Here is a 26,808-nt window from a genome sequence, read left to right on the forward strand (position 1 = left end):
CCAGCCTACTCAGAGCGCGGCGGCGGTCAGCACGGCGCCCGCGATCGAGCAGACCGCGAAGGCGATGGTGAGCGCCAGGGCCTCGGTGCGGCGCGGGGAGACCCGCACCGGCTGGTCGTCCACACCGTGCTCGATGCTGAGCGTCCCGTCCTCGGGGGCGGCCAGGACCACGCGGCCCTCGCGCACCTGGACCAGGCCCGTGACGCGGATGCGGGCGCCCGGCCGGATCACCCACTCGCGGTACTCGAACTCGATGGTCTCGCCCCGGAAGACACCCGAGATGCGGCCGCGCACGCGGGGCAGCAGGTCGTCGGCGGGCGAGGCCACACCCGGCTGCGGGCGCCCCACCACGCGCTTGAGGCACAGCTCGGCGCCGCGGGGCTCGGTGTCGCCCGGGTCGACGAAGATGCGGTCGCCGTCGCCGGGACGGCCCTCGGCGACGATGCCGAACAGGTCCTCGGAACCGTAGTCGGCGATGGAGTCGCAGGCCCGCTCGCGGACCGCGCCCTCGGACGGGTCGCGGTTGAGCGGCCAGTAGTGGCGCAGCACCTCGTGGCCGTGCCAGACGCACTCGGCACCGGCCAGGCCGGAGGAGATGGGGCCGTCGGGACCGGGAGCGGCGACACCGGTGAGCGTGACGCGCTGCCCCTCCCTGGCCGCCAGCACGCCCGGGCGCAGCTGGGCCAGCCCCCGCTGACGCAGCCAGCGCCGCAGGGCGATCACGGTCAGGGGGAGGAGGACCACCGCGGCCACGAGCAGCGCCGAACCGATCACCAGTAACACAGGCCGCCCCTTTGGAGAACACGTCGGAGGTCTTGGGCGCGGTCGGCAGAACACGCCCCGTGGCCGCACCGCGCTGCTGACAATCTTTACCAGTTCTCCGGGAAAGCGGGGCCAATTGGGCATGTCCAGACCGGGGCCGGGGAGTGGCGCAGGCCACGGTGCGCCGTCGGCGGTCACCGCCGCCTCCAGCCGCCGCTACGCTCTGGGGATATGGACGCTGAGGTACACCCCGATCTGGCGAAACTGTCCTTCCTGCTCGGCCGTTGGGAGGGCGTGGGCGTCGCCGGCTACGCCGACGTGGAGGAGTTCCAGTTCGGCCAGGAGATCGAGTTCGCGCACAACGCGGGCCTGCCCTACCTGACCTTCACGAGCAGGGCCTGGCGGATGAACCCGGAGGGCACCCGAGGTGAGCTGGTCACCGAGGAGTCGGGCTACTGGCGGGTGCGGCCCGAGACGGGCGCGGAGCCCGAGGAGGGTGAGCCCGTCGTGCACCTGGAGGTGCTGATCGCGCACCCCGAGGGCTTCAACGAGGTGTACCTGGGCAACGTGTTCGCGAACCGGGTGGAGATGTCCACCGACGCGGTGGTGCACACCGAGACCGGGATCGACGCGACCGCCTCGCACCGGCTGTACGGCCTGTTCGGGGACAACCGGGAGACGCTGGGGTACGCCTGGGACCTGGCCGCGCGGGGCCACGGCCTGCGCTCGTACATGTCGGCGCAGCTCAAGAGGGTCGGCTCGAAGTAGTCGGGGCCGAGTGGCCGGGGCCGGTCCGGGCATGGACAGACCCCGGGCTGCTCCCGCCGCTGGGGCGGGGCCGGTCGGACGAGTTCCGGCAGCCCGGGGTCCGGGTGTCCGTCTGGGATTCGCTGCGAACGACGTCGCGCGAACGCGAGCGTCGTCCTAGCGGACGGCCACCTCGCCAGTCCTAAGATCAACCATCTCTTGGACCACCTCCTTTCTTGCGTGCCTCCGACATTACGTCCCGCCCCAAGGACGGGGCAAATGTTTTTTCTGTGCGCGAAACCGCAGGTGGAGACGGCGTTTCCGCTCCCTTGGCTGGCCGACTAGTCTCGCTGGTATGACTTCGCCGCTGCTGAGCACACCGGGCGCCGTGAGCGCCGAGTCCCCCGACGCCGGAGTCGCCGCGCACTACGGCGACCCCGCGCACGAGGGGCGCGCCGTCGAACGTTCGAGCGCGTGGGTCGACCGGAGCAACCGGGGTGTGGTGCGGGTGACCGGCCCCGACCGCCTGGGCTGGCTCAACGACCTCACCAGCCAGCTCACCCGGGGCCTGGCCCCGGGGGCCGCCACCGAGGCGCTGGTCCTGGACACCAAGGGACACCTGCGGCACCACCTGTCGCTGGTGGACGACGGCGAGGCCACCTGGATCCACACCGAGCCGGAGGGCGGCGCTGAACTGGCGGGGTTCCTCGACTCGATGCGGTTCATGCTGCGCGTCGAGGTGGAGGACCTGAGCGGTTCCCGCGCGGTGCTGAGCGTGCTCGGCCCGGACCGCGCCAAGGTCGTGGAGGCCGCGTCGCTCGGTGACGTGCCCGTGCGCGCGGCCGAGGGCGAGACGGACCTGTTCCTGCCCGCCGAACGGCTCGTGGAGGCCGCGGAGGCGCTCACGGCGGCCGGGGCGCGCCCGGCGGGCATGTGGGCCTACGAGGCGAACCGGATCGCGGAGCACCGGGTGCGCGCGGGGCTGGACACCGACGACCGCACCATCCCGCACGAGGTGGACTGGGTGGGTCGCGCGGTGCACCTGGAGAAGGGCTGCTACCCGGGCCAGGAGACGGTGGCGCGGGTGCACAACCTGGGCCGTCCGCCGCGCCGCCTGGTCATGCTGCACCTGGACGGCACCGCCGAGCGCCTGCCGCAGGTGGGGGCCGCTATCGAGCTGGACGGGCGTTCCGTGGGCCGGGTGGGCACGTCGGCCCGCCACCACGAGCTGGGGCCGATCGCCCTGGGCGTGGTCAAGCGCGCGGCCCCCACCGACGCCGACCTGGTGGTGGACGGCATCGCCGCCGGCCAGGAGGTCGTGGTGGACCCGGACACGGGCGCCAACGCCAAGATCGAGCTGCGCCGCCGTCCGCGTTAATTCGGTTCGAGGAGGCTACGTCCACCGATGTGGACCTCGGCGAACTCGGTCCCGGTCGGCGCCAGGAACAGGATGTGGGTGGTGACGCTCTCCCCGGGGTTGATCTCGTCCCAGAAGTAGTCCCACGCCACGACGATCTCGGCGTCGACGTCGTTGGCGTACTCCAGGCCCTCGGTGGTCACGCCGATGGTCCCGTAGCTGTCGAAGACCGCGGGCGAGGAGCCCTGGTTGGTGACGTCGAGCCGGTAGACGTGGTACTCGGAGTCCGGGGGCGCGACGGCGGACGACCCCATTCCGTCGGTGACGCTGGTGTCGGTGTAGGCCGCCTCCACCTCCACCAGGAAGGTGTCGAAGACGGCGGAGGCCCCGTTGTAGGACTCCGGCGGCACCGGCTGCGGATCGGGCTCCGCCCCGCCCCCGGGCGGCTCCTCCTGCTCGGGGCTCGGGGCCGGCGCGGTGGGATCCGGCGGGGCCGGTTCGGGCGCGGTGGGATCCGGTGGGCCGGGGTCCGGCGCGGAGGGGCCCGGTGTGGCGGGCTCCTGGGCGGTGCCGGACTCCGGTTCCGACTGTTCCAGGACCAGCCGGGCCTCGGGGAGCGGGGCGCGCTCCAGCGAGACCACGGTGGCCACGCACCCGGCTCCGGCCAGGAGGACGGCGACGGGTGCGGCCAGGGCCCGTACGACGGCGCCGGGCCCTCTGGACGGTGGTGGGTGACGGCCTCTGTTGCCCATGCTGGTGTGACGCACGGCACCCGCGGTTCATTCCACCCCAAGGCGCCTTCTCTCTGGTCATGCTAGGTCTGCTCGACGGACGGTCCCTGTCATCAGCCGATCCAGTTCCCACGCCCCGCACTGCCTGCAGTGAGCCCCGTACTCTCTGGAATGGAACCGCTGATACTGGAGGTGATCGAAAGGTGACGCCTCAGATCAGTCGGCAGCTCCACTCCGGTGTGATGCCGTTCGATGCCCTGCCGTGGTGAGAGGACATACGGGAATGAAAGCGCGGAGCTGGCGGGAGATCCAGGCAGAGGCTGAAAAGCTCAATCCCTGGCTTACCTCCGAGGAGGCACAGAGGATCGCCGATGCGGAAACCGCTCGGATCGAAGCCGAGCGTCAGGGTTACGCGCTCTCCTCCCTGCGCAAGGAGAGCGGGAGGACCCAGAAGGAGGTCGCCCAGATCATGGGGGTGAGCCAGGCACGGATCTCCCAGATCGAACACGGGCGGATCGACAGCCTGGAACTCCTGCGGTCCTACATCAGCGCCATCGGCGGCGAACTGCATCTGAGGGTCGACCAGGGTCCGCTGAGCGTCACGCTCGACATCCCCGGAAGCGACGCCGCTGCCGCGACTGGAACCGGGGAGGAGGCCGACGCCTCCGCGGATGAGCGAGACGCCGCGTGAGAACGACGGGCCCGGCCGGTGCGGCCGGGCCCGTCGGACGGGTCGGGTCTGGTCAGACGGTGAGGACGATCTTTCCCCGGGTGCGTCCGGCCTGGCTCAGGCGCCAGGCCTCGGCCGCCTCGGCCAGCGGGAACTCGCGGTCCACGTGCACGGTGAGCTTGCCGTCGTCGGCCAGGCGCGCCAGTTCGGTGAGGTCCGCGGAGTCCGGGCGCACCCACAGCCAGTGCCCGCCCAGCTCCTGGACGTTCGGGTCCGCGATGGACACGATCCGCGTGGGGCCGCCCGTCAACTGCACCGGCTCCTCGGCCACTCCCCCGCCGACAAAGTCGAGCACCGCGTCGACGCCGTTCGGGGCCAGTGCCCGGACGCGGTCGACGAGACCGTCCCCGTAGACCACGGGCTCGGCGCCCAGGGAGCGCAGGAAGTCGTGGTTGCGCTCGCTGGCGGTACCGATGACGCGTGCGCCGCGGGCGACGGCGATCTGGACGCCGAACGCTCCGACGCCGCCCGCCGCGGCGTGGATGAGCACCGTGTCACCGGAGCCGATCCCCGCCCGTTCGACGGACTGGAGGGCGGTGAGGCCCGCCAGCGGGACACCGGCGCTCTCCTGCCAGCTCAGCGACCGCGGCTTGGGCGCGAGCATGCGCACGCTGGCCGACACCAGCTCGGCGTAGGTGCCGTTCTTGGCCCAGTCCTTGCGGGCGTAGCCGTAGACCTCGTCACCGACCTGGTACTCGTGCGCGTCGGGTCCGACCGCCTCGACGACACCGGCGACGTCCCAGCCGGGGATGAGCGGGAAGTCCGTCTCGAAGAGGGCGTCCAAGCCGCCCGCCGCGAGCTTCCAGTCCACGGGGTTGACCCCCGCGGCCCGTACCCGGATGAGGACCTCGCTCGGGGCGACCTTCGGGTCGGGAAGGTCCACCAGGGCGAGGTCGTCGGCCGATCCGTACTGCTGTAGTGCGATTGCCTTCATGCACACAACAGCGGTCGCGTCCCGGAGTTCATTCCGTGGGCAGGAACACGAAGGGCCCGACGGGACGCACCCGTCGGGCCCTGCGGAGCGCGGTGTCAGCGCATCGCGGCGGCGAGGCGCTCGTCGTGCAGGCGCTCCCCCCAGGAGGGGGCGAGCGGGGCCACCTGGCCCACGCGCCAGCGCAGCAGGAGGTCGGCCAGCTGCGGGTTGCGCGGCAGGGCCGGGCCGTGCAGGTAGGTGCCCAGCACCTGGCCCTGGTAGGCGCCCTCGGTGCGGTCGTCGTTGCCGATGCCGCGCACCGTGGTGGACAGCGGCCGGGCCGAGGGGCCGATGGCCGTGCGGCCCTGGTGGTTCTCGAAGCCGGTGATCCGGCCCACGCCCAGGGCCGGGTCCACGTCCGCGACGATCTCGCCGACGGCGCGGGTCTGGCCGCGGCCGCTGCGGATGTCGAGGATGCCCACGCCGGGGAGCGGGTTGGCCTCGTCGTCGCCGTAGGTCTCGCCGATGATCTGGTACCCGGCGCACACCGCGAAGACGCAGGCGCCGCGGGCGGCGGCGCGGGCCAGGCCGCCGTCGGCGCGCAGGCGCTCGGCGGCCAGGATCTGGGGCCGGTCCTCGCCGCCGCCGAGCAGGTAGATGTCGCCCTGCTCGGGGACGGAGTCGCTGGAGTGGACGTGCACGATCTCGGTGGGGATGCCGCGCAGTTCGGCGCGGCGCTTGAGGATCAGGACGTTGCCCTGGTCCCCGTAGGTGCTCAACAGGTCGGGGTAGATCCACACGATCCGCAGGGCGCTGGTGTTCGTCATGGGTTTCTCCCTACTGGACGCGGCCGTACGCCGTGCGGATCTGCTGGAAGGCGGTGTAGTTGGCGATGAGGTCGACCTTGGTGATGCCGGGCTGGTCGGCCTTGATGCGGCCCAGGACCTCGTCGACCCGGTCGGCCACCTCGAACCGCACGCCGTCGGTCTCCAGGCGCAGCGCGAGGTCGGTGCGGCGCTCGCCCATGACGAACACGCGGCGCCCGCGCAGGACGGTGTAGTCCACGTCCCACAGCCAGGAGGTGTCCTTGCCGTCGGGGACCTGCGCGTTGACCGAGAGGATCACCGGGGTGTGGGGCGGGTCGAGGACCGCGAAGGACTCCAGCCACCCGGCGGGGTTCTTGGAGAGCAGCAGCCGCACCTCGACGCCCATGGTCACCACGGAGGTGTAGCGGCCCGCGACGGAGGTGATCTCGCGCAGCCGCTCCACGGTGCGCTCGGGGTGGATGCCGTACCCGGCGGCGGTGGCCGCGGCGATCGCGGCGTTGGAGCGGTTGGCGTCACCGGGCAGGTTCAGCCGCAGCCTGATGCTCTGGCCCTCCGGGGTGAGGAGGGAGTCGGTGGCGTTGTCCACCGCCCAGGTGGTCGCGGGGCGGGCCAGTCCGCACTCGGGGCAGGCCCAGTGCGGGTCCACGTCGCGCTTGAGGTGGCCGCCGCACTCCGGGCAGCACCAGGAGTCCTCCTTCCAGCGCTGTCCCGCGGACACCCAGGTGGCGTTGGGCGCGCCCAGACCCGCCCAGGCCACGAGCGGGTCGTCGGCGTTGGCGATGACGTGGGCGTTGCTCTTGCCCAGCGCGATGCGCCACTTCTTGGCGAGCAGGTTGATCTCGGAGGCGCGGTCCATCTGGTCGCGGCTGAGGTTCATCAGCACCACGAACGCGGGCTGCGTGGCGAGCAGCACCTGCGGGAGGTACTTCTCGTCCACCTCCAGCACGCCGTTGACGGCGGACTGGTTGTTGGACAGCGCCGTGATGTGCCCGGTGGGCATGTTCGCGCCGTGCTCGTTGGTGGCCACGTCGCCGAACTCGCGCAGGGCGTGCGAGATGAGCCTGGTGGTGGTGGTCTTGCCGTTGGTGGCGCTGACCAGGGCGAGCCTGCGGCCCCGGGCGAGCTTGGCGAGCAGGTCGGGTTCGACCTTGAGCGCCACCCGGCCGCCGATGACGGAGCCGTCTCCGCGTCCGGTGGCACGGGACAGGCTGGCCGCGCTCCTTCCCAGAACCGATGCCAGTTGGGCGCGCAGGGGAAGCTCGCTCATCTACTCTCCAGTAAGTGCTGGACCGCCCGCGCCGTTCGCTCCTGGGAGGCGGCGGGCGGTGTGTCGGGCCAAGCCTAGTGTCCACCCGGGGTCAGACCCGCCAGTCCAACCTCTCGGGCGGCGGCCCCAGGTTGGGCGGCACCCCGTCGTCCACGGCCCCCGTCGGCGCGGGGGAGCCGTCCGCGGCGGCGGTGCCGTCGGGTGTGTCGGTCGGGGCGTGGGGATCCGCGGTCGGACCCCGGGGGCGGCCGCCTCCGGCACCGCGCCCCCTCGCGGCCACGGCGCCACCGCCTCCAACGCCCGGTGCGTCGCCGGTGTTCCGGGAGTCGTCCACCGTGGCGAGTGTGGCTGTGGACAGGGTGAGGATACCCGGGTTGGTGTCGGCCAGCACGGGACCGTCGGCGGTCAGGACCACGGCGGCCGTGGCGGGGAGCCCGCGCAGCGAATCGGCGTCCAGGCCGCAGGGGCGGCCGGGGGCCGCGCCGTCGTCCCCGGTGGCGGCGGTCCCGCCGGTTCCGGCCTCCTGGAGGGTGGCCCGCCCCCACGCGGTGGCGGATCTCACATGGCGGACGAGGTCCAGGGGTGCGATCGCCGCCGCGGCGTTGCGGATCACCGCGCCGGACTCGGTGTGCGGGGAGGGGAAGAACCGGTCGTCGGCCTCCACCTCGGCGTCGGGGTCCTCCGGCTCGCTCGTGGCCGCGCCGCCCACGGCCCCGCCGACCGCCTCGGTGAGGCGGTGCACCCGCAGCCCGCCGGGGTCGTGCCCGGCGACACCGGGTGCCGAGGCCACGGCGCGTTCGACGGCCTCCGCCGAATCCCTGTTCTGACGCATCACCACCGGCAGGCAGGCGGGGTCGGCGAACCGGGCGAGCGCGGCGGGGGCGGCCGTGCGGAACATCAGGACGACCTCCACCCCGCCCTCGGCCGCCGCGGCGAGGACCTGGTCGACCTCCCCCTCGGGGAGGGACTCGGCGCCGCAGACCACGACGGTGCGGGTGCGGTCCGGGCGCACGCGGGGGCGTCTGCCGTCGGCGTTCCTGGGCTCGGGCGCCTCCAGCAGCTCGCTGAGGGCGGACACGGCGTAGGTGCCGTAGACGCGCGCGGCGGTCTCACCGGAGGCCCGGTCGGTGGAGATGATCTTGACCTGCGCGTAGTCGTTGTCGTCCGCACGGGTACCGACGGCCTCGAAGGGGCTCAGGCGGCGTTCCAGCTCCCAGGCCCGCTCCCCGATGTGCGGCCCGTCGGCGCAGCGCTCGCGCACCCGGGCCCGCTGCCCCGGCGTGAGCAGGGCGAGCGCGGGGTCGTCCTCGGCGGCGTCCTCCTCGGGGGTGAGCAGGGCGCGCAGGCCGCCGATGAGTTCGGCGATCCCCGCGTGCGGCCCCAGGACCTCCAGGAGACGGAGCAGCAGCGTCTCGTCGGCGTCGGTCTCCGCGGTGCCGCCGGAGGCGGACGCGACCGCGGAGAGGATGCGTGCGCGCTGTCCCGCGTCCAGGTTGGTGCCCAGGGTCATCCGGGGCAGGTCGGCGGGGAGCACCCACCGGCGCGGGGCCACGGCGCAGCGGCGGGCCAGCCGGACGAGTTCGCGGGCCACCGAGTGCCCGGTGAGGTCGACCACGGTGAGGTCGCCGCCCTCGCGCAGCCGGGAGACCCCGACGGTGGCCAGCAGGGCGGACCATCCGGCGTCGTCCCCGCCCACCACGACCACGGCGCCCCTGTCGGCGGGGACGGTCACCCCGTACCAGAGCGGCTGCGCCTCGTAGGCCCGGGAGGCCGCCTGCCACTCGGTGTACCTGCGGGCGTGCTCGTGCTGTTGTTCGCGCAGGACCCGGTCGCGCTCGTCGCGTTCGGCGGCCAGGCGCTCCCTGGCCCTGTGCAGCCGGTCGGCGACGACCTGGCGGCTCTGCACGAGGGCGAAGGCGATGGGCGCGGCGATGGCGGCGCAGGCGAACACGCCGCCGAGGGCGAAGCTGCCGGGGAGGATGCGCAGGGTCCACAGCAGCGGCAGCAGCAGGGTGAGGAGGAGGAGCCCGGCCAGGGCGAAGTACAGGGGCCGGTTGGTCTGGGCCTCGCTGTCGCGCTGGGCGGCGATCCACTCCTCGCTGACGGTCTCGGCGTCGGCCGGGGTCGGCCGCCGTGGGGCCGGTCCGGGAGGCGGCAGGAGCACGGCGTGCCGCCAGCCGACATAGGTACGTCCGGCCTCTCCTCGGGACGCTCCTCCCGAACGGGGGTTGGGCACCGTCCGAACACCTCCTGACCGGCCGTCGCGGGGGCGGCCGGGGACTCGGTCGCGCGGGGCTCCGGCCCGGGCCGGAGCGTGGGCGGAATGCCGTCACCCGCCCGCCGCGCTCGTCACGGCCCCGCCGGAACCGGTCACGGGCACGGGAGGGTGCCGGTGGGCGCGGGTGGAAGGCCGTCGATCTCAGTCAAGCAGCAGCGCGCACCGCTTTCCAGCCCCGCCCCGGACCTGTGGAAAACGCGTCGCGAACCCCGTGGAGGCCGAAGGGCCGCGCGCCCCGTTTCCCGTTCCCAGGGACCGCGCCCGTTCCGAAGCCGGTGGCGAGGCACCGCCGTGTCAGCGTCTCCCCCGGGGGCAGGGGAAGGGGGACAGAAGAAGAGAGGACGCCCCCTTCCCGAGGAGTGACCCCCCATTCCCGAGGCCTACCTGTACGCCGCGCTTCTCGCCCTACTGGCCGTCGTCCTGGCCATGTTGATCGTGTCCGCGGTCATGAGCCACCGGTGGCGCCGCCGCAACGGACGCCCGCTCTGGCCGCCTTCCGCCTCGTGCGCGGAGGAGGGGATGTGGTCCAGGGCGGACCGGGAGCAGCGGCGCAGGGTCGAAAGAGCGGTGCGGCAGGGCCTCGCGGTGGACGACACGCGCACGGCCCGGCTCGTGTGCCACCGGGCGCGCGTCGAGCACCGGCGCTGGGAGAACCCGTGGGAGACGGTCACCCTGTGTTTGATCGCCGCGATCCAGCTGCCGAACCTACTCCGGTGGGCGTCGGACGAGGGCACCCCGACGGCCATGCGTGTACTGCTGTTCGCGCTCGTGGCGGTGTTTATCCCCTACCTGGTGGGCGTGGTGCCCTACCGCCTTCTGCGCCTGAGGCGCGCCGCCGTCGCCATCGAGATCAACCTCCCCCTTGCGGAGAAGGATCAGGAGGAGCCCGCCGACTGAGGGGTTCGGAGGGCACCCGGCACCGGACCCCGCATGGCGACGCCCTGGCCCGCTCCCCTGCTCCGTCCTCCGTCAGCCCCGTGCCCGTCCCGGGGACCCAAAGGCCGAACCCCGGGGACGGGCGGGGCCCGCAACGGCGCGGGGCGCCGGTGCCGGACGGTCTCCCGTCGGCACCGGCGCCCCGTGTACGCCTGAGGTCGCTAGGCCGTCTAGGCCTGCACCTGGAGGTCGATGACCTTGCCCACCTCGGCCTGCACCGCGTACTCGCCGGTGAAGCCCTTCGAGGCGAGGACGCGCACCTTCCAGGAGCCGTCGGCGGCGAAGAAGCGGAACGTGCCCTCCTCGCCGGTGGCCACCTCTCCGACGAAGTCGTCGGAGTCGTTCAGCAGGCGGGCGTAGGCCCCGCTCAGCGGCTGTCCGTCACGGGTGACCGTACCCTGGATGACCGCCTGGTTCCCGGCGTCGACGTCGGCGAGGGCGACCCCGCCGACCGGCGCTCCGCAGCTGTCACTCACTTGGCCTCGGCCTCCCCCAGCTCGACCGGGACGCCCACGAGGGAGCCGTACTCGGTCCACGAGCCGTCGTAGTTCTTGACGTTCTCCAGGCCCAGGATCTCGTGCAGGGCGAACCAGGTGTGCGAGGAGCGCTCGCCGATCCGGCAGTAGGCGATGATGTCCTTGTCCAGGTCCACGCCCGCGCCGGTGTAGAGCTCGCGCAGCTCGTCGGCGGTCTTGAAGGTGCCGTCCTCGTTGGCCGTCTTGGCCCACGGGATGTTGCGCGCGGTCGGGATGTGGCCCGGGCGCTGCGAGGTCTCCTGCGGCAGGTGCGCGGGAGCGAGCAGCTTGCCGGTGAACTCGTCGGGCGAGCGCACGTCGACCAGGTCCTTGGTGCCGATGGCCTGCACGACCTCGTCGCGGAAGGCGCGGATGGAGGCGTCCTGCTCCTGGGCGGTGTACTGGGTGGCGGCCCGCTCGGGGACGTCCTTGACGAGCTCGCGGGAGTCGAGCTCCCACTTCTTGCGGCCGCCGTCCAGCAGGCGGACGTTGGTGTGGCCGTAGAGCTTGAAGTACCAGTACGCGTAGGCGGCGAACCAGTTGTTGTTGCCGCCGTACAGGATGACCTGGTCGTCGTTGCCGATGCCCTTGGCGGACAGCAGCTTCTCGAAACCGGTGCGGTCCACGAAGTCGCGGCGGACGGGGTCCTGGAGGTCCGTCTTCCAGTCGATCTTGACGGCGCCGGGGATGTGGCCCTTGTCGTACGCGGACGTGTCCTCGTCGACCTCGACCAGGACCACGTCGGCGTCGTCCAGGTGAGCCTCCACCCAGTCGGCGTCCACGAGGACGTCGGAGCGGCTCATGGGGAACCTCCTGTGTTTCTTGTGCGGTGTCGCGTGTGCGGATCGGTGCTCCCGGGGGCTGCCGTCCCGGGAGCGGGGGATGTGGAAAGTCTGCGAAGCGGTGCGGGGTTCGCGGTTCCGGCGCGGGCCGGGGCCGCCGGACGCGCTCCGGGAAGTCGGGGCACGGCGGATTCCGGGCGTACGGGGAACGCGGACAGCGGGCTGCGAAGCGGGTGCCGAACCCTCCCGGCCACTGTGTCCGCGCAGGACGGAGCACGGCGGCCGGGGACGCGAAGGTCGGCGGCTGCCGGGGCTCCGGCTGGTACGGAAGTGGTCAGGGCAGGCGCGAGGCACTGCCCGTGAGGGTCGACCCGCATGTGTGCTGTCCCCAGATGCGTACGCGGAAGACGAGAACCAGTCGCACGGAGGGGGCGTGGGCTCCGGGGCCCGTCCGCCCTAGGGACACAGACAGAGCGCGGCGGCGACGCGGCAGAAGTCCACTGCCCGTCGCTTCGTCAGATACGCGCTCGTCAAGGAGGTCACACCGAAGACGCTACAGGCCGTGTTACACGTTTGTCACTGGTGGGCTGGATCACAAAGAAGTCGTTCGCGCGGGTGGGGCGTCCGGAGGGAAACGGTTCAGAGGACGGCCGCGCCGATCGCGGCAATCACGTCCGCCTTGCGGGGCTGGCCCGCCGCCCGGCGCACCACGCGGCCGGAGGCGTCCAGGACCAGGACGGTGGGGGTGCCAGTGACGTCCAAGCGGCGGACGAGGTCGAGGCGGGACTCGGCGTCCACCTCCACGTGCGCGACGCCGTCGACCATGGCCGCGACCTCGTCGAGGACGCGGCGGGTGGCCCGGCAGGGCTGGCAGAAGGCGGTGGAGAACTGCACGAGGGTGGCCCGCTCCCCCAGCGGGGCGCCGACCTCCTCCGCGGTGAGCACGTCGCCCGCCGCGTCCGCGTCCTGTCGCGCCATGGCGCTTCCCCTCCCCCTGCGTGTCCTCTTCTTCTCCGGTTCTGCGGCTGCCGCTCCCGGTGCGCGGGCCGCCCGTCGGCCCGGCTCGGTCCGCACGCCCCGGGGCGGATCGGCGCGGACCGCGCGTCCGGTGGCGGGCGCGCGTTCCGGTCCCCGCGGCCGTACCGTCCGGGAAGGACCGCGACGGCGCCGCCGCGGGGCGGCCGGAGCCGGCGTCAGACCGCGTCGGCGCCCATGAGCGGAATGTCCGAGCCGGCGCCGGTGACGCGCAGGCCGCTGGAGGTGGCCTCCATCTCGGTGACGGTCAGGCCGAACGGCAGCTGCGGGGCCTGGGCGCTGAAGGTGAGCATGGTCGCGGCCATGCCGCTGAGGTCGACGGGGGCGTCGCCCACCTGGACGTCGACGGGGGTGACGGTCACGGTGTCGCCCTCGACCGAGAACTCACCGCCCGCGTTGACGGAGGTGCTGATGCCGAACTCGGGGAACGCCAGCTCACCGGTGATACGGGGCTCGCCGCCCTCGGTCGTGATGGTGATGCCCTCGGGGAGGTAGGCGTTGAAGAAGGAGTAGGGGACGGTGAAGGAGCCGTCCAGCTGCCCCGCCACCACGGTCGGCTGGTTGAGCAGGTCGGCGGGGGGCGCGTCGACCTCGGTGGCGGTGACGTCGATCTGCTCGACGGTGATGCTGTCCATGGTGGCCGAGGCGGCGGTGATGTTGACCTCGGAGTAAGTACCGCTGACGGCCTGCGGCAGGAAGGCCCACCCCTCGATGGACACCTCCGGCTCCTCGGCCATCTGGAGCCGCTGGGCCAGCTGGCTCGCGACCATGTTCTGCGCGAAGCTGCGTGCCCCGATGTCGGCCGCAACCACTGCGACCGCCAGGAGGATCAGGAGAACGACGAGAAACTTACGCATCGGAGATCCCAGCACACTTTCTTTCGTTCCGGCGCGCTCTCGGCTGGTTCGTCCCGCCGGTCGTGGTCACACGCCATCGGCGCCCGACGGGCGCCGGTCATGGAAACCTGTCGGAAAGGCTACTTCACCACAGGTTGGACGCCCGGAGCCTTCCACCGGTTTGTCCCGGATGGACAACTAGACCGGTTCGAGACATCTCGCGGGGCGGAAGCGGGGCGCTGCGGCCCCGTTGACGGTTCCTGCGGGCCCTGCTCAGCGGGGCATCAGCATGGCGGCGAGGCCGTCGCTGGCCGCCGCGCCCGCGAGGGAGAGTTCGATCACGTTGGTGGCGACCACGTGCTGGGGGCTGAGGCGGGCGAACTCCAGGACGTGCGGCTGCTGCTCGTGCTCCTCCTGCGCCAGCTCGTCGCGGTACATCGCGTAGACGATGCGCTGGAGCGGCGCGCTGGGCACCGTGTGGCAGGCGAACAGCAGGGTGTCCGGCTCGCTGTGGGAGACCTGGGCGACGAGGGCGTCGGCGATGCGGTCGAAACCCGGGCCCTGCTGGTCGGCGAGGGTGTAGATGGTGATGACGCCGCGCAGCTTGCTGGGCGGGGCCTGGCGGACCGGCGGGCCGTCGTAGTAGTCGTCGTAGGGGTCGGCTTGGCGACGCTTGCGGCGCACGGGCTCCTCCGGGAGTTCGTCGTCGGGGTCCGCGCCCCCGTCGTCGTAGTCGTCGTAGTAGTCGTCATCGTCGTCGTAGGGGTCGCGGCGCGGGCGCGCGGCCATGGCGACGGCCCCCCACAGCGCGGCGACGGCGCCGAGCATCAGCAGCGGCCCCCCGAAGCCGAGGCCGAAGCGGCCGACCACGACGGAGAGCAGCGCGGCCAGGCCGACCAGTCCCAGCACCGTCAGGTCGGTGCGGCGGTGGTCGGAGGCGCGCCGGGCGACCGCGACGAGCGCGGAGACGAGGAACACCGCGGCGAGGACCTGCGAGAGGTTGACGAGCGAGCGCGGAATGAGGTCGTAGTGCTCGCCCATGGCGGGGTAGGAGGCGTCGAAGCGGGTGCCCACCCGGTCGACGGACAACACCACCAGGGGGACGATGGTGAACGCGCTGAGGAACAGCCGCGAGGTGAACCGGCCGCGGGGCGAGCGGACGCCGTACTCCAGCGCACCCCAAGCCATGTAGAGCGGGCCGAGGAGGCTGATGCCGATATGCAGCAGCCGGAAGGTGGCCCCGCCGAAGTCGAACATCGCGCCGATCACGCCCGCGCTGAGGCCGACCGTCGTACCCAGTGCGGCGACGAGCCATCCGACCGTGGCCACACCGGGACGGCGTTGGGCATACGCGGCGAGCGCGGCGGTGGCGCTCCAGCCCACCAACGCGCTTATGAATGCCAGTCCTACCGTCACCATCCCGACAATGATGCTGCACGTTAGCGGGTGGATGTGCACTGGATGCAGATTCGCGGGGCCAGTGTGGGCGACGATCCCGCAGAGTGGAGGCCACAACGGGGATTTACACTGTGATCTTCATCACCAGGTTTGCCGCCGCATCCCAGCGGCCCCACCCTGCCCGCGGGTGGCCGTAGGCTCGCACTACGCGGGGAGCGCCGCCCCGACACCGGAAGGGCCGCTTCCCCCACCCAAGCCAGGAGAGAACCGTGTCACACGACGCCGTGTCCCCGAACGCGCGCGGGGCCGCCTTCTTCGACGTGGACAACACCCTGATGCGGGGTGCGTCGATCTACCACTTCGCCCGGGGCCTGGCCTCCCGGGACCTGTTCACCACCCGCGACCTGATGCGGTTCGCGTGGGGGCAGACCGTGTTCCGGGTGACCGGCAGCGAGCAGCCCGAGCACATCAACGCCGCGCGCGAGGCCGCGCTGGCGTTCGTGGCCGGACACGACGTGAACGACCTCGTCGCGCTCTGCGAGGAGATCTACGACGACACCATGGCCGACCGGATCTGGGAGGGCACCCGGGCGCTCGTCCAGGGGCACCTGGACGCGGGGCGGCCGGTGTGGCTGGTGACCGCGACACCGGTGGAGCTGGCCCAGATCATCCGGCGGCGGCTGGGCCTGACCGGCGCGCTGGGCACCGAGGCCGAGTGCGTCGACGGGGTGTACACGGGACGCTTGAACGGGGACCTGCTGCACGGTCCGGCCAAGGCCGTGGCCGTGCGCGCCCTCGCCCACAGGGAGGGGTGGGACCTGGCCTCCTGCTCCGCCTACAGCGACTCCTCCAACGACCTGCCGCTGCTGTCCCTGGTGGGGCGCCCGCACGCGGTCAACCCGGACACCGACCTGCGCAGGTACGCCCGCTCGCACGGGTGGCCGGTGCACGACTTCCGGCGGCACCGGAACGCGCTGCGGGTGGCCGTCCCGGCCGCCGTGGGCGCCGTCGCCGGTGCCGTGGCGCTGCGCGCGGTCAGACAGAGACGGACCGGCTGAGCCGGGCGGGCCGAAGGCCGGGAGCCGGAAGGCTGGAGAAGCCGGACGGCCAGGGAAACCGGGCGGGCTGAGGAGCCGGGCGACCCGGTGGCCGGAGGCCGGAGGAACCGGACGGGCGAAGGCCGGTGGAGCCGGGAGACCCGGGGGAACCGAGCGGGCGGAGAGGCCGGGAGGCCGGAAGAGCCGAGCGGGTGGAGGCCGGAGACCGGAAGAGCCGGGCCGGCGGGGTGCCCGCTCCGTCGAGGGGACCGCCGCACGGGATGGGGCCCGGGACAGAAGTTGTCCACAGGTCACGCGTGGGCGTGGCGCCGACGGGTGACCGGCTGGTGCAATGGAACAAGGGGGCCCAGGGTCCCGAAACACCTCATGCTGCCCACAAAGCCCTCAGATGCGCTTTCCGGACGTTTCACACCGTGGGCCGCACCAGGGGCCGACCGGAGATCCCTCAGCGCCTCAGCGTGGCCCTGGCGAGGGCGAGCACGTGGACGGGCCGCAGGCCGCCTCCGCGCGGGGACGTGCCGCGACGGCTGCCCGCGTAGGTCTCGAAGGCCTCCGCCGAGCTGTAGGCGGGCGACCAGTCCAGCACCCGCTCCAGGGAGTCGGTGTGCATGCCCGAGGTGTTGAGGCCCGCGCGCACGGCGCGGGAGGTGCTGGAGCTCGCGTAGTCGATCCGGCCGTGCTTGGCCAGGCCGCGCAGCGCCCGCAGGCCGCGCGCCGGGACGGGGAGCCGCTGGCCGCCGACGCGGCGCAGGCAGTGCGAGAGGCGGACCGAGTCCTCGCCCGCCACGTCGAAGAACCCGGTGCCGTCGCTGAGCGCCATGCGCACCAGCGCCTCGGCGCCGTCGTCCTCGTGCAGGAACTGCACGTCGGGGTCGCTGCCGAGCACGGTGGGCACGAACCGCGAGTCCAGGTAACGCGTGAGCGGGGTGCTCACCGAGGGGCCGATGAGGTTGGCGAAGCGCAGGACGGCCACCGAGAGGTCGGGGCGGCGGCGCTGGAGGCCGCGGGTGTGCCGCTCGACCTCGGCCGCGTCGTCGGCGTCCAGGGTGGCGCTGGACCGCACCACCAGGCGCCGGACGGTGGTGGAGCGCTGGGCCGCGCCGAGCACCCGCATGGTGCCCAGGACGTTGTCCTCGCGGTTGGGACGGCCAGCGGTGTCCAGGCCCAGGTGCAGGACGAGCTCGGCGCCGGAGTCGGCGACGATCCTGTCCAGGCTCCCGTCGTGCAGGTCGACATGGGCGTACTCGACCCCCGGCGCGTCCGTGGGCGGTGGCGAGGAGTCGGCACCGATCACCCGGCGGACCCCGGGCTCCTCGCTCAGGGTCTGCGCGACCCTGGCGGCCAGGGGTGTGGAAACCCCGGTGACGAGTACGACACGAACCATGGCGACACGTTCCTTGGGAGGAGACGGGAGCTGTTCCGGCAGGCCCGCGGACCGTTCACCCGGGGGGTGAACCGGCGACCGCGACCCGTGAGACACAACAGCGCCTCACCCAGAAAATTCCATAGCTCCGGCAAAGGCGGGCAAGGACGGCGGTGTCTCCGCGTCCGGGGCGTGCCTGGAGCGCGCCCGCGCCCGCGGAGAGACGACGTTCGCCGCTACCGGTCCTACTTCTTGTTGCGACGCGCGACACGCGTGCGCTTGAGCAGCTTGCGGTGCTTCTTCTTCGCCATCCGCTTGCGGCGCTTCTTGATGACGGAACCCATGGGATCACCTTCTCGCTGACGGAGGTTACGGACATGCCGCACCGCTGGGCGGTGGAAACCGGCAAGGGGCTCGGATGCGGTCACCGGAGCCGTTCGGACACCTGCGTGCCCGGGGCCCGGATCGGCCGGTGCGACCGGGGTGGTGTCCCCCGGGTCCGGCGCTGGAGAGCGCGCACCTACCGCACCCGAAGGCCCAGCTTACCGTTACGGGTGCGCGCTCCGGGTCACGCCCCGGGAAGTGCGGGCTCGTCCTTGTACAGGACGGCGGCGGGCTCCGCGTAGCTGACGCTGGTCAGCCGCTGGTCGCTGAAGGTCAGCGACGTCACGCTCGCCAGGTTGCACTCGCGCAGGTCGGGGCGGTGCCAGAGGCGTTTGCCCTCGGCCGCGCGGCGGGTCATCCAGATCGGCAGCTGGTGGCTGACGCACACGGCCTCGCGGCCCCACGCCGCCCGGCGGGCGACCTTGACGGCCTCCACCATGCGGGTGACGATCTCGGAGTAGGGCTCGCCCCAGGACGGCAGGAACGGGTTGTACACCCGGCTGAACACGCGGGGATCGCGCACCGACCGCCGCGACAGACTCATTCCCTCGAACTTGTTGGCCGCCTCGATGAGCCGGTCGTCCAGGGTGACGGGCAGGTCAGTCGCCTTCTGGAGGGGCACGGCGGTCTCCTGGGTACGGTCCAGCGGCGAGGAGAACAGCGCCGCGATGTCGTGGCCCTCGAACCACTCCGCGGTCATCTCCGCCATCTGCTGGCCCCGGTCGCTGAGGTGGAAGCCGGGGAGCCTTCCGTAGAGCACCTTGCCGGGGTTGTACACCTCTCCGTGTCGCAGCAGGTGCACGACGGTGGTCGTCGTCATCGTGTGTGTCTTTCCTTCGGGGTCGTGGGCGTCGGGGCTGTACCGGCCCTGGGCGTCAGCCCTGGGCCTCGGCCGCGGCGCGGGCCGCCCCGGGCAGCGCCGAGACCACCCGGTCCACGGCGGCGTCGTCGTGCGCGGCGGAGAAGAACCAGGCCTCGAAGGCGGCGGGCGGCAGGTACACGCCCTGGTCGAGCATGGCGTGGAAGAACGCGGAGAAGACCGCGGTGTCGGTGGTGCGCGCGGTGTCGAAGTCGACGGCCTCCTGGTCGGTGAAGAACACCGTGAAGAGGTTGCCGCCGTTCTGGAGCCGGTGGACGACCCCGGCCTCGCCGAGCGCCTTGGAGACCTCGGCCGCCACCCGCGCGGAGACCTCGTCGATGCGGGCGTAGACCTCGGGGGTGGCCCCCCGCAGGGTGGCCAGGCCGGCGGCGGTGGCCAGCGGGTTCCCGGACAGGGTGCCCGCCTGGTAGACGGGCCCGTTCGGCGCGAGGCGGTCCATGATCTCGGCGCGTCCGCCGAACGCGGCGGCGGGCAGGCCGCCGCCCATGACCTTGCCGAAGGTCATGAGGTCGGGGGCGACGCCCTCCAGGCCGAACCAGCCCGAGGCGCTGACGCGGAAGCCGGTGAGGACCTCGTCGAGGATGAGGAGGGCGCCGTTGGCGTGCGCGATCTCCTTGATCCGGGCGTTGAACCCGTCCCGGGGGGCGACGACGCCCATGTTGGCGGGGCAGGCCTCGGCGATCACGCAGGCGATCTCGTCGCCGTGCTCGGCGAAGGCGCGCTCGACGGCCTCGGGGTCGTTGTAGGGCAGCACGAGGGTGTCGGCGGCGCTGGCCCCGGTCACACCCGGGGAGTCGGGCAGGGCGAAGGTGGCCAGACCCGAACCGGCGGAGGCCAGGAGGGCGTCGACGTGGCCGTGGTAGTTGCCCGCGAACTTGACGATCTTGCTGCGCCCGGTGAAGCCGCGCGCGAGGCGGATCGCGGACATGGTGGCCTCGGTGCCGGAGTTGACGAGGCGGACCTTCTCCACCGGGGTGCGTTCGACGATCAGCTCGGCCAGCTCGACCTCGCCGGGGGTCGGCGCGCCGTAGGAGGTTCCGGCGTCGACCGCGCCGTGGAGGGCCTCGACGACGGCGGGGGCCGCGTGGCCGAGGATCAGCGGCCCCCACGAGCACACGAGGTCGACGTACTGGCGGCCGTCGGCGTCGGTGAGGTAGGGGCCCTCGCCCTTGACGAAGAAGGGCGGGGTGCCGCCGACGGCGCCGAAGGCGCGGACGGGGGAGTTCACGCCACCGGGCACGACGGCGGAGGCACGCTGGAAAAGCTCTGCGGAAGTCTGTTGAGTACCCACCTCACCAGTGTGTCAGCTGTGTCCGGTACCGGGACCATGACCCGCCCCGCGTCGGCCGAGGTCCCGGCGTCGGTGCCCGGACCGGTACCGGGGTCAGGGGCGGATCAGCGCCCGGATCAGCTGGTGGAGCCGAGTGCTGGGGTCGCCCGTCGGCGGCAGGCGCTCGGCGCGCTCGCAGGCGGCCCGGGTCTGGGGTTGGTCGGGCACACGTGTGCCCCGTTCCTGCGCCCGACCAGTGGGGGAAGTAGCGGGGAGAGATGACGCCGTGGCCACACACGCGTGTGCCCCGCCCCCTGGGGAGGGACGGGGCACACGGGGGTCCGCTCAGTACCGGGCGGCGTGGCCGTCCCGGGCGAGGGTGTCGGACAGGGGCGGCGCGCCCGTGTCTGGGGCGGCCGGGGTGTCCGGCCGCTCGGCGCGCACCAGCGGGCGCAGGCGGTCGTCGCGGGCGAGCAGCTCCACGAGGGCGGTCATCGGGCGGGAGGCGGCCAGGGAGACCAGGGCCGCGACGGTGGCGCCGACGAGGAGGCCGACGGTGACGTCGTGCGGGTAGTGGGCGCCGACGAAGACCCGGGAGAAGGCCTCCAGGACGGCGAGCAGCACGGCGAGGACGGCGATGCGGCGCCAGGCCAGGATGAGCGCCGCGGCGGCGGCGCCCGCGATCGCGGCGTGGTTGCTCGGGAAGGACCAGTCGCCGAGCGGGTCACAGGTGGCGATCGTGGTCAGGTCGGTCATGGCCTGGCAGGGGCGCATCTGCTCGAAGAACGTCTTCACGGTGCGGCTGACCGCGTAGGCGACGACGGTGGCGACGGGGGCGAACAGGGCCAGGCCGACCAGGCGGGAGTCCACGGAGCGGGCGCGCCACCAGGCGGCGAGGAAGAGGACCGCGAACACTCCGAGGAAGAGGTCGGTGCCCACGTAGGCGACGCTCTGCACCCAGGGGTCCAGGTCCGCAGTGAACTCGATCAGGGCCCGGGACCAGGCGGCGCTGACGGCGAGGATCTCAGAGACCATCTCTCTCCATTGGGTCGCTCAGGGGGAGGATCGCGCGCAGGGGGGATGATCTGGGCGACGTCCCGTCCGGAGGTGACGGGAATCCCATGATTCGGTGACAGGAAAGGCTTCATCCTGTCATCAACCGGGACTTCCCGGGTTCGCGAAACGGCCGTATCGACGAAAGAGACGGAGGGCACCGACGAAGGAGAGGCCGTGCCGCACCGAAGGCCCGGCGTACCGATGAGTAGCTTGGGGGTGTCCACCCTCCCGGCGGTGCCCATCCGCCCTCCTGAGACGGAGCCCCGATGACCTCGAACTTCACCACCGCGGACCTCATCGACGACCACGGTGACACGTTGCGCAGCTGCTCCACGCAGTTCCGCCAGTTCGGGGGGCGCGCGGTGTTCTCCGGCCGGATCCGCACCGTCCGCTGCCACGAGGACAACGGCTTGGTCAAGCAGGTCCTCAACACCCCGGGCGACGGCGCGGTCCTGGTGGTGGACGGCGGCGGCTCGCTGCGGTCGGCCCTGATGGGCGACATGATCGCCGAGGCGGCCGTGGCCAACGGCTGGGCCGGAACCGTGATCTTCGGTGCGGTCCGCGACACCCGCGCCCTGGCCGGGCTGGACCTGGGCGTGAAGGCGCTGGGCTCCAACCCCCGCAAGTCCCTCAAGGACGCCGCCGGCCGCCTGGACGTGCCCGTGTCCTTCGGCGACGTCACGTTCACGCCGGGCGAGTGGCTCTACAGCGACGAGGACGGCGTGGTGGTGAACGCCGAGGAGATCCGGATCTGACGCCGGACCAAGCGGAGGCGAACGGAGGAGGTCGCCGGGGTGACCTCCCCGGCGCCTCCGTTGCGCGTCCCGCCGGGCCCCTGGTTGCCCCCGGCGGGCTCCGGGGCCTTCCCCCGCCCGTCCCGACCACCGCACCCGTCGCCCCGCCCGCCCCCGCCGTCCCGCGCGTTCAGGCCCGGCCGCGCAGGAGCGGGAGCACCACGGCCGCGCACATCACGGGGAGCAGCAGGAGCGGGACGAGGAGCCACACCAGCGTGTGGTCGACGAGCAGAACGACCGCCGCCTGTGCCAGGCCGACCAGCACGAACCCGGTCCTCATGAGGCGGTGCGCGGCCGACCACCAGCGGAGCATGGGCCCGTCGCGGTCCGCACCGGGCTCCGGCGCGGGCAGGGCGGCGCCGACACCGACCAGGAACAGCCCGGTCGCCGTGCCCAGCACCCGGCTGATCGGGAGGTCCCATCCGGCCTGGCCCAGGACGAGCACGCCGTGCGTCACGAGCAGGAACAGGGACAGCAGGCACAGGAGGGCGTTCATGCCCCTCGCGGCGCTCCGCGCCGTCGACGCCGACGGCAGCCCCAGCGCGTCTTGGAGGCCGTTCTGGAGACGGGTTCCGAAGACCACGGCGGCCGACAGCACGACCGCCAGGAATCCGGTCGTCAGGGGCAGGGCCAGCACGAGTACCACCCGGGGGACCGTGTCGGGGGTGCCGTCCAGGTTGGTCCGTCCGCTGAGCACCGTTCCCGGCAGTTCGGGCCAGGCCGTCCAGGAGACGAGGGCCATGAGGGCGACCGCGACCGCCGTGACGAGAATTCCCGAAAGGGGAATGCGGGGCCTTTCCCTCTTCGCCTCCGCCGGATTCTCCGTGCCGTTCATTCCTTTTTCCTCTCCCTCGCCGTTCTCGTGGCACAACACTAGGAAAAGGGTTTTTGGAACCGCATCGACCGCGGGGCACGGTGCGGTCACACGTTTCGCGTGCACCGGACGTGCCAGAGGTCATGGTGCGGACATGCCCCCGACCATGACCTCCCGCGACGGTCCGCGCGGGGTCGTCCCGACTACGCTCGGAGGAATGCGCACCCCCGGCTCCGCGACCGACCCGTCCTCCTGGGTCACGCTGCACGAGAACCGCCCGCCCCGCGTTCTCAAACTGCTGTTCTGGGGCGCGGTGGCGCTCACCCTCGGCCTTTACGCGCTGCTGTTCCTGAGCGGGCAGATGCGTTTCCACGGCGGCGAACCGGTCGCCGACGCCGCCGTGCTCGTCAGCGTCGGCGTCCTGCTGCTCTGCTGCGCGCTGTGGCCGTTCCTGGCCTGGTCCCCGGCGTCCCCGTGGCCGCGCAGGGCGGCCAGCGCCGCCTTCCTCGCCCTCACCGTGTTCTGCATGCTCAGCAGCAACCACACGACCTTCCTGCTGCTGTGCGTGGGCACGATGAACGCGGTGGCCGTGTTCGGGCTGCCGGGCGGCATCGGCTACGGCTCCGCCGTGCTCGTGTTCAGCGTCGGTCTGACCCTGGTGGTCCCCGACCTGCCGTTCGCGGTGGGGCTGTTCGCCGGGGTGACCCTGCTGTTCATCGTGGCGGCGTCGGGAACGGTGTTCCTCGGGCTGACCGTGGCCGCGCGGCGGGCCGAGCGCACACGGGAGCTCCTGGCCGCGCTGGAGGAGGCCCACGGGGAGCTGCGCCGCCGCTCAGAGCGCATCCGCGAGCTCACCGTGGCCGAGGAGCGCGCCCGCATGTCCCGGGAGATGCACGACAGCACCGGCCATTACCTGACCGCGCTCACCATGTCGCTGACGAACGCGCTGCGCTTTCGCACCGCCCGGCCCGACGCGGCGTGGGAGGAGGTGGAGCAGTCCCGTGGACTGGCCAGGGAGGCGCTCACCGACGCCCGGCGCTGGGTGCGCGCGCTGCGGCCCCTGCGGTTGGAGGGACGCGCGGGGCTGGCCGCGATGCGGGCGCTGGCGGCCTCCTTCGACGGCGGGGGCATCCGGATCGGGTTCGCGGTCACCGGCACCGGTGTCTGGCCCGACCTGTCGGAGGAGGCCGAGCTGGTCTGCTACCGGGTGCTCCAGGAGGGCCTGACCAACGCGATGCGCCACTCGGGCGCCGACCTGGTCGAGGTGGAGGTGCTGACCCGCGCCGACGGGGTCGCGGTCACGGTGACCGACAACGGCGGCGGCGCGGCGGAGGAGGCGGTGCACGGAGGGTTCGGACTACGGGGCCTGTCCGAACGGGTCGCGGCCGTCGGCGGAACGATGCTCAGCGGCAACGTGTGCGCAGACGACCAGACACGGGAGGACACGACGTTGAAGGGCCGGGCCCGGGAGGACGGGGCGGACGGGGCGGACGGAAGCCCGACCTGTCGGGAGCGCACGCTGGAGGGCACGGCTCCGGGGAGCGCGCCCCCGGCGGGCCTTCTCGGCTTCCGGCTCCGCGCGGAGGTTCCCGCGGACGCCGGTACGCGGGAGACTGTTCACGGCACGGCTGGGGGCACCACTTGACCACTGTTTCGGTCCTGATCGTCGACGACCAGATCCTGATGCGGCAGGGCCTGCGCAAACTGCTGGAGATCGAGGAGGGCGTCGACGTCGTCGGCGACGCCGCGGACGGCGTCGAGGCCCTGGAGTTCCTGTCGGCAGCCGACCCGCTTCCGGACGTGGCCCTGGTGGACGCCCGCATGCCGCGCATGGACGGGGTGGCCCTCGTCGGGCGGATGCGCGCGGAGTACCCGGACGTACCCGCCCTGGTCCTGACCACGTTCGACGACGACGAACTGGTCTTCGGCGGCCTGCGGGCCGGAGCACGCGGCTACCTGCTCAAGGACGTGCCACCGGAGGAACTGGTGGCGGCGATCCGCCGCGTCGCCCGGGGCGAGACCGTTCTCGGCGGTCCGGCGGCCGAGCTCCTGGTCGCCGCGTTGGGCGAAGGCCCCTCCCCCGCCCTCGCGGCGGACCCGCACCGCCGCTCAGGTTACGGGGAGGCGCCCCGGTTGTCGGAGCGCGAGGAGGAGGTGGCCCGCCTCGTCGGCACGGGCGCCACCAACCGGGAGGTCGCGCGGGCCCTGTTCATCACCGAGGGCACCGCCAAGAACCACGTCACGAGCATCCTGCGCAAGCTCGGGCTGCGCGACCGCACCCGGCTCGCCCTGTGGGTACGGGAGCGCCGGGACGGCTAGAGGGCCCGTCCTCGAAGGCCGGACGGACCCGCTCCTCCGGAGGGTCCTCAGACACGTGCGTCGGGCGCGACCCCGGGCGTTGGGCACCCCCTGCGGGCGCGGAGGGCCCCAGGGCGCCCTCCGCGTCCACCCTCCGGCGGGGTGCCCGGCGATCCGGCCGGAACTCCACCCCCGGAACCGGTATAGTATGGACGGTATAGTTATTGGTTGCGTGAGAGGCCGTCGCATGATCGAGATCCTGAAACCCGCCGAAGTGGCCCGAGCCAAGGACGCGGGCGCCCTGGTCGCCCGCATCCTCCGGACGGCGCGGAACCGCACCACGGTCGGCACCAACCTCCTGGACATCGACCGGTGGGCCCGGGAGATGATCGACGAGGCCGGAGCGCAGTCCTGCTACGTCGACTACGCGCCCTCCTTCGGGCGCGGTCCGTTCGGCCACTACATCTGCACGGCCGTCAACGACGCCGTGCTCCACGGCCTGCCCCACGACTACGCGCTCGCCGACGGCGACCTGCTCACACTCGACCTCGCCGTCTCCCTGGGCGGGGTCGCCGCGGACTCCGCCATCAGCTTCGTCGTGGGCGAGTCCAGGCCCGCGGAGAGCGTCGCGCTGATCCGCGCGACCGAACGCGCGCTGGAGGCGGGGATCGCCGCCGCCCGGCCCGGCGCCCGTATCGGCGACATCTCCCACGCCATCGGCTCGGTCCTCAGCGCGGCGGGGTACCCGATCAACACCGAGTTCGGCGGTCACGGCATCGGGTCGACGATGCACCAGGACCCGCACGTGGCCAACACCGGACAGCCCGGACGCGGCTACAAGCTGCGCCCCGGACTGCTGCTCGCCCTGGAGCCGTGGGTCATGGCGGACACCGACGAACTGGTCACCGACGCCGACGGGTGGACGCTGCGCAGCGCGACGGGCTGCCGGACGGCGCACAGCGAGCACACGATCGCCATCACCGACAAGGGAGCCGAGATCCTCACCCTGCCCGGGTGACCGCCGGACCGCCGCTCGCGCCCGGCCCGGTACCGCCACCGGCGGGCCCGGCGCGCCCCGGGGGTCAGGCGGAGAACTCCTCGCTCGCGTCGGCGAGGATGTCGAGCACCACGATCGGGTCGGGCAGCACCACGGCCCCGTCCGCGGCGCGCGGCGGGCGGATCCAGGTGACCCGGCCGCCGGAGGGCAGCAGCGAGGGGGCGCCGAGCACGAAGCTGTCCCGGCAGTGCCAGCGCAGCCCAGGCATCTCCTCCACGGCCTCGGGCACGCAGTCCAGGTGGCAGGACCACCACTCGTCCTCGTCCACCGGCGAACGGGTGGCCACGAAGAACAGGTAGCGCGAGGACTCCACCGCCGCGACCGGGCCCGCGGGGACGCCCGAGCGGCCCATGCGCGCCAGCGCCATCACACCCGCCTCACGGGGGACGTCGAAGACGTCGAAGACCCGCCCCGTGGGCAGGATGATGTTCGCGTCGGGGGTGGCCGTCCACCACCGCCGGATGGTGTCGGTGTCGGTGCTGGCCTCCACACCCCAGGCCATCGTCACCGGGTGCGCCGCCGGGTCCGGACAGCCCATCCGGTCGCAGCTGCACGCGCGGTCCTGCCCCGGCGAGGTGCCGCGCGCCACCGGCCAGCCCAGCTCGGCGTAGCCCAGAGCCGCGGCCAGCATGCTGGCCGCCGCATGGCGGCGCTTACGTCGGTACAGAACCTCGGCCATGGAGCCTCCCCGGTGTTCGCTCGTGTTCCAGGCGCGGCCTC

At 72.8% G+C, this 26,808-nt stretch carries 28 protein-coding genes; 9 read left to right on the forward strand and 19 right to left on the reverse strand.

What is annotated here, in order from left to right:
- Positions 1-9: 9 nt before the first annotated feature.
- Entirely contained in the window at positions 10-783 is a 774-nt protein-coding gene (locus ACSTA4_RS27135; RefSeq protein WP_248772345.1) for an E3 ubiquitin ligase family protein, read from the reverse strand.
- A gap of 210 nt (positions 784-993) precedes the next feature.
- On the opposite strand from ACSTA4_RS27135, the gene ACSTA4_RS27140 reads away from it, so the two are divergent.
- Entirely contained in the window at positions 994-1,530 is a 537-nt protein-coding gene (locus ACSTA4_RS27140) for an FABP family protein (RefSeq protein WP_047868415.1), read from the forward strand.
- Positions 1,531-1,864: 334 nt separating this feature from the next.
- On the forward strand, positions 1,865-2,887 hold the full coding sequence (gene ygfZ, locus ACSTA4_RS27145; protein ID WP_444961559.1) for a CAF17-like 4Fe-4S cluster assembly/insertion protein YgfZ: 1,023 nt from the start codon (positions 1,865-1,867) through the stop codon (positions 2,885-2,887).
- On the opposite strand, the gene ACSTA4_RS27150 is transcribed toward ygfZ, so the two are convergent.
- Positions 2,884-3,633, reverse strand: a complete 750-nt coding sequence (locus tag ACSTA4_RS27150; RefSeq protein WP_444961560.1) for a DUF4352 domain-containing protein — start codon at positions 3,631-3,633, stop codon at positions 2,884-2,886. The genes ygfZ and ACSTA4_RS27150 overlap by 4 nt on opposite strands.
- Before the next feature lie 247 nt (positions 3,634-3,880).
- On the opposite strand from ACSTA4_RS27150, the gene ACSTA4_RS27155 reads away from it, so the two are divergent.
- Positions 3,881-4,288 (forward strand): helix-turn-helix domain-containing protein, encoded by a 408-nt coding sequence (locus ACSTA4_RS27155; protein ID WP_444961561.1) that lies wholly within the window; start codon positions 3,881-3,883, stop codon positions 4,286-4,288.
- A 52-nt stretch (positions 4,289-4,340) separates the two neighbouring features.
- Here ACSTA4_RS27155 and ACSTA4_RS27160 read toward each other — a convergent pair whose 3' ends face one another.
- The 4 genes from ACSTA4_RS27160 to ACSTA4_RS27175 form a co-directional block, all read right to left on the reverse strand.
- The gene (locus ACSTA4_RS27160; protein WP_444961562.1) at positions 4,341-5,261 is read right to left on the reverse strand and encodes an NADP-dependent oxidoreductase; all 921 of its coding nucleotides are present in this window, start codon (positions 5,259-5,261) and stop codon (positions 4,341-4,343) included.
- 95 nt (positions 5,262-5,356) lie between these two features.
- Entirely contained in the window at positions 5,357-6,067 is a 711-nt protein-coding gene (locus ACSTA4_RS27165) for a type 1 glutamine amidotransferase (protein ID WP_013155343.1), read from the reverse strand.
- 10 nt (positions 6,068-6,077) lie between these two features.
- Entirely contained in the window at positions 6,078-7,334 is a 1,257-nt protein-coding gene (locus ACSTA4_RS27170; protein ID WP_248772350.1) for a MurT ligase domain-containing protein, read from the reverse strand.
- 91 nt (positions 7,335-7,425) lie between these two features.
- Positions 7,426-9,570, reverse strand: a complete 2,145-nt coding sequence (locus ACSTA4_RS27175) for a hypothetical protein (RefSeq protein ID WP_444961563.1) — start codon at positions 9,568-9,570, stop codon at positions 7,426-7,428.
- Positions 9,571-10,038: 468 nt separating this feature from the next.
- Here ACSTA4_RS27175 and ACSTA4_RS27180 point away from each other — a divergent pair, with 468 nt between their 5' ends.
- Positions 10,039-10,509, forward strand: a complete 471-nt coding sequence (locus tag ACSTA4_RS27180) for a hypothetical protein (RefSeq protein ID WP_444961564.1) — start codon at positions 10,039-10,041, stop codon at positions 10,507-10,509.
- A 209-nt stretch (positions 10,510-10,718) separates the two neighbouring features.
- Here ACSTA4_RS27180 and ACSTA4_RS27185 read toward each other — a convergent pair whose 3' ends face one another.
- The 6 genes from ACSTA4_RS27185 to ACSTA4_RS27210 form a co-directional block, all read right to left on the reverse strand.
- Positions 10,719-11,024, reverse strand: coding sequence for a DUF1416 domain-containing protein (locus tag ACSTA4_RS27185; protein WP_013155346.1), 306 nt, complete (start codon positions 11,022-11,024; stop codon positions 10,719-10,721).
- Entirely contained in the window at positions 11,021-11,866 is an 846-nt protein-coding gene (locus ACSTA4_RS27190) for a sulfurtransferase (RefSeq protein ID WP_047868423.1), read from the reverse strand. Before ACSTA4_RS27190 ends, ACSTA4_RS27185 begins: the two co-directional genes overlap by 4 nt.
- A 435-nt stretch (positions 11,867-12,301) precedes the next feature.
- Entirely contained in the window at positions 12,302-12,388 is an 87-nt protein-coding gene (locus ACSTA4_RS27195; RefSeq protein WP_352983320.1) for a putative leader peptide, read from the reverse strand.
- A 96-nt stretch (positions 12,389-12,484) separates the two neighbouring features.
- A complete protein-coding gene (locus ACSTA4_RS27200; RefSeq protein ID WP_444961565.1) occupies positions 12,485-12,823 on the reverse strand; it encodes a TlpA family protein disulfide reductase in 339 nt (112 codons plus the stop codon).
- Positions 12,824-13,038: 215 nt separating this feature from the next.
- Positions 13,039-13,737: an LmeA family phospholipid-binding protein gene (locus ACSTA4_RS27205; RefSeq protein ID WP_444961566.1), complete on the reverse strand. Its 699-nt coding sequence runs from the start codon at positions 13,735-13,737 to the stop codon at positions 13,039-13,041.
- A 252-nt stretch (positions 13,738-13,989) separates the two neighbouring features.
- Positions 13,990-15,135 (reverse strand): putative quinol monooxygenase, encoded by a 1,146-nt coding sequence (locus ACSTA4_RS27210; protein WP_444961567.1) that lies wholly within the window; start codon positions 15,133-15,135, stop codon positions 13,990-13,992.
- 248 nt (positions 15,136-15,383) lie between these two features.
- Here ACSTA4_RS27210 and ACSTA4_RS27215 point away from each other — a divergent pair, with 248 nt between their 5' ends.
- Complete coding sequence (locus ACSTA4_RS27215; RefSeq protein ID WP_248772355.1) at positions 15,384-16,172, forward strand: HAD family hydrolase; 789 nt, start codon at positions 15,384-15,386, stop codon at positions 16,170-16,172.
- 445 nt (positions 16,173-16,617) lie between these two features.
- Here ACSTA4_RS27215 and ACSTA4_RS27220 read toward each other — a convergent pair whose 3' ends face one another.
- From ACSTA4_RS27220 to ACSTA4_RS27240, 5 genes are all read right to left on the reverse strand, one after another.
- Positions 16,618-17,556 (reverse strand): NAD-dependent epimerase/dehydratase family protein, encoded by a 939-nt coding sequence (locus ACSTA4_RS27220; protein WP_444961568.1) that lies wholly within the window; start codon positions 17,554-17,556, stop codon positions 16,618-16,620.
- Between the two features lie 224 nt (positions 17,557-17,780).
- Positions 17,781-17,879, reverse strand: a complete 99-nt coding sequence (locus ACSTA4_RS27225) for a 30S ribosomal protein bS22 (RefSeq protein WP_013155353.1) — start codon at positions 17,877-17,879, stop codon at positions 17,781-17,783.
- Between the two features lie 224 nt (positions 17,880-18,103).
- Positions 18,104-18,739: a histidine phosphatase family protein gene (locus ACSTA4_RS27230; RefSeq protein ID WP_130395470.1), complete on the reverse strand. Its 636-nt coding sequence runs from the start codon at positions 18,737-18,739 to the stop codon at positions 18,104-18,106.
- 55 nt (positions 18,740-18,794) lie between these two features.
- A complete protein-coding gene (gene hemL / locus ACSTA4_RS27235; RefSeq protein ID WP_444961569.1) occupies positions 18,795-20,090 on the reverse strand; it encodes a glutamate-1-semialdehyde 2,1-aminomutase in 1,296 nt (431 codons plus the stop codon).
- A 324-nt stretch (positions 20,091-20,414) separates the two neighbouring features.
- Positions 20,415-21,104, reverse strand: a complete 690-nt coding sequence (locus tag ACSTA4_RS27240) for a phosphatase PAP2 family protein (protein ID WP_444961570.1) — start codon at positions 21,102-21,104, stop codon at positions 20,415-20,417.
- 287 nt (positions 21,105-21,391) lie between these two features.
- On the opposite strand from ACSTA4_RS27240, the gene rraA reads away from it, so the two are divergent.
- Complete coding sequence (gene rraA / locus ACSTA4_RS27245) at positions 21,392-21,880, forward strand: ribonuclease E activity regulator RraA (protein ID WP_444961571.1); 489 nt, start codon at positions 21,392-21,394, stop codon at positions 21,878-21,880.
- A 169-nt stretch (positions 21,881-22,049) separates the two neighbouring features.
- Here the strand turns inward: rraA and ACSTA4_RS27250 are convergent, their stop codons facing one another.
- Positions 22,050-22,754 carry a hypothetical protein gene (locus ACSTA4_RS27250; protein WP_444961572.1) on the reverse strand — a complete coding sequence of 235 codons (705 nt, stop codon included), beginning with the start codon at positions 22,752-22,754 and terminating at the stop codon, positions 22,050-22,052.
- 196 nt (positions 22,755-22,950) lie between these two features.
- Between ACSTA4_RS27250 and ACSTA4_RS27255 the strand changes: the two genes are divergently transcribed.
- The 3 genes from ACSTA4_RS27255 to map all read left to right on the forward strand — a co-directional run bounded on the left by ACSTA4_RS27255 (position 22,951) and on the right by map (position 26,049).
- The gene (locus tag ACSTA4_RS27255; protein WP_444961573.1) at positions 22,951-24,378 is read left to right on the forward strand and encodes a histidine kinase; all 1,428 of its coding nucleotides are present in this window, start codon (positions 22,951-22,953) and stop codon (positions 24,376-24,378) included.
- Positions 24,375-25,052, forward strand: coding sequence for a response regulator (locus ACSTA4_RS27260; protein WP_444961574.1), 678 nt, complete (start codon positions 24,375-24,377; stop codon positions 25,050-25,052). Before ACSTA4_RS27255 ends, ACSTA4_RS27260 begins: the two co-directional genes overlap by 4 nt.
- A gap of 226 nt (positions 25,053-25,278) precedes the next feature.
- Positions 25,279-26,049 carry a type I methionyl aminopeptidase gene (map, locus tag ACSTA4_RS27265; protein WP_444961575.1) on the forward strand — a complete coding sequence of 257 codons (771 nt, stop codon included), beginning with the start codon at positions 25,279-25,281 and terminating at the stop codon, positions 26,047-26,049.
- Positions 26,050-26,113: 64 nt separating this feature from the next.
- Here map and ACSTA4_RS27270 read toward each other — a convergent pair whose 3' ends face one another.
- Entirely contained in the window at positions 26,114-26,767 is a 654-nt protein-coding gene (locus tag ACSTA4_RS27270; RefSeq protein ID WP_444961576.1) for a bifunctional DNA primase/polymerase, read from the reverse strand.
- Between the last annotated feature and the right edge of the window lie 41 nt (positions 26,768-26,808).

It is taken from the genome of Nocardiopsis sp. M1B1, assembly GCF_052466615.1.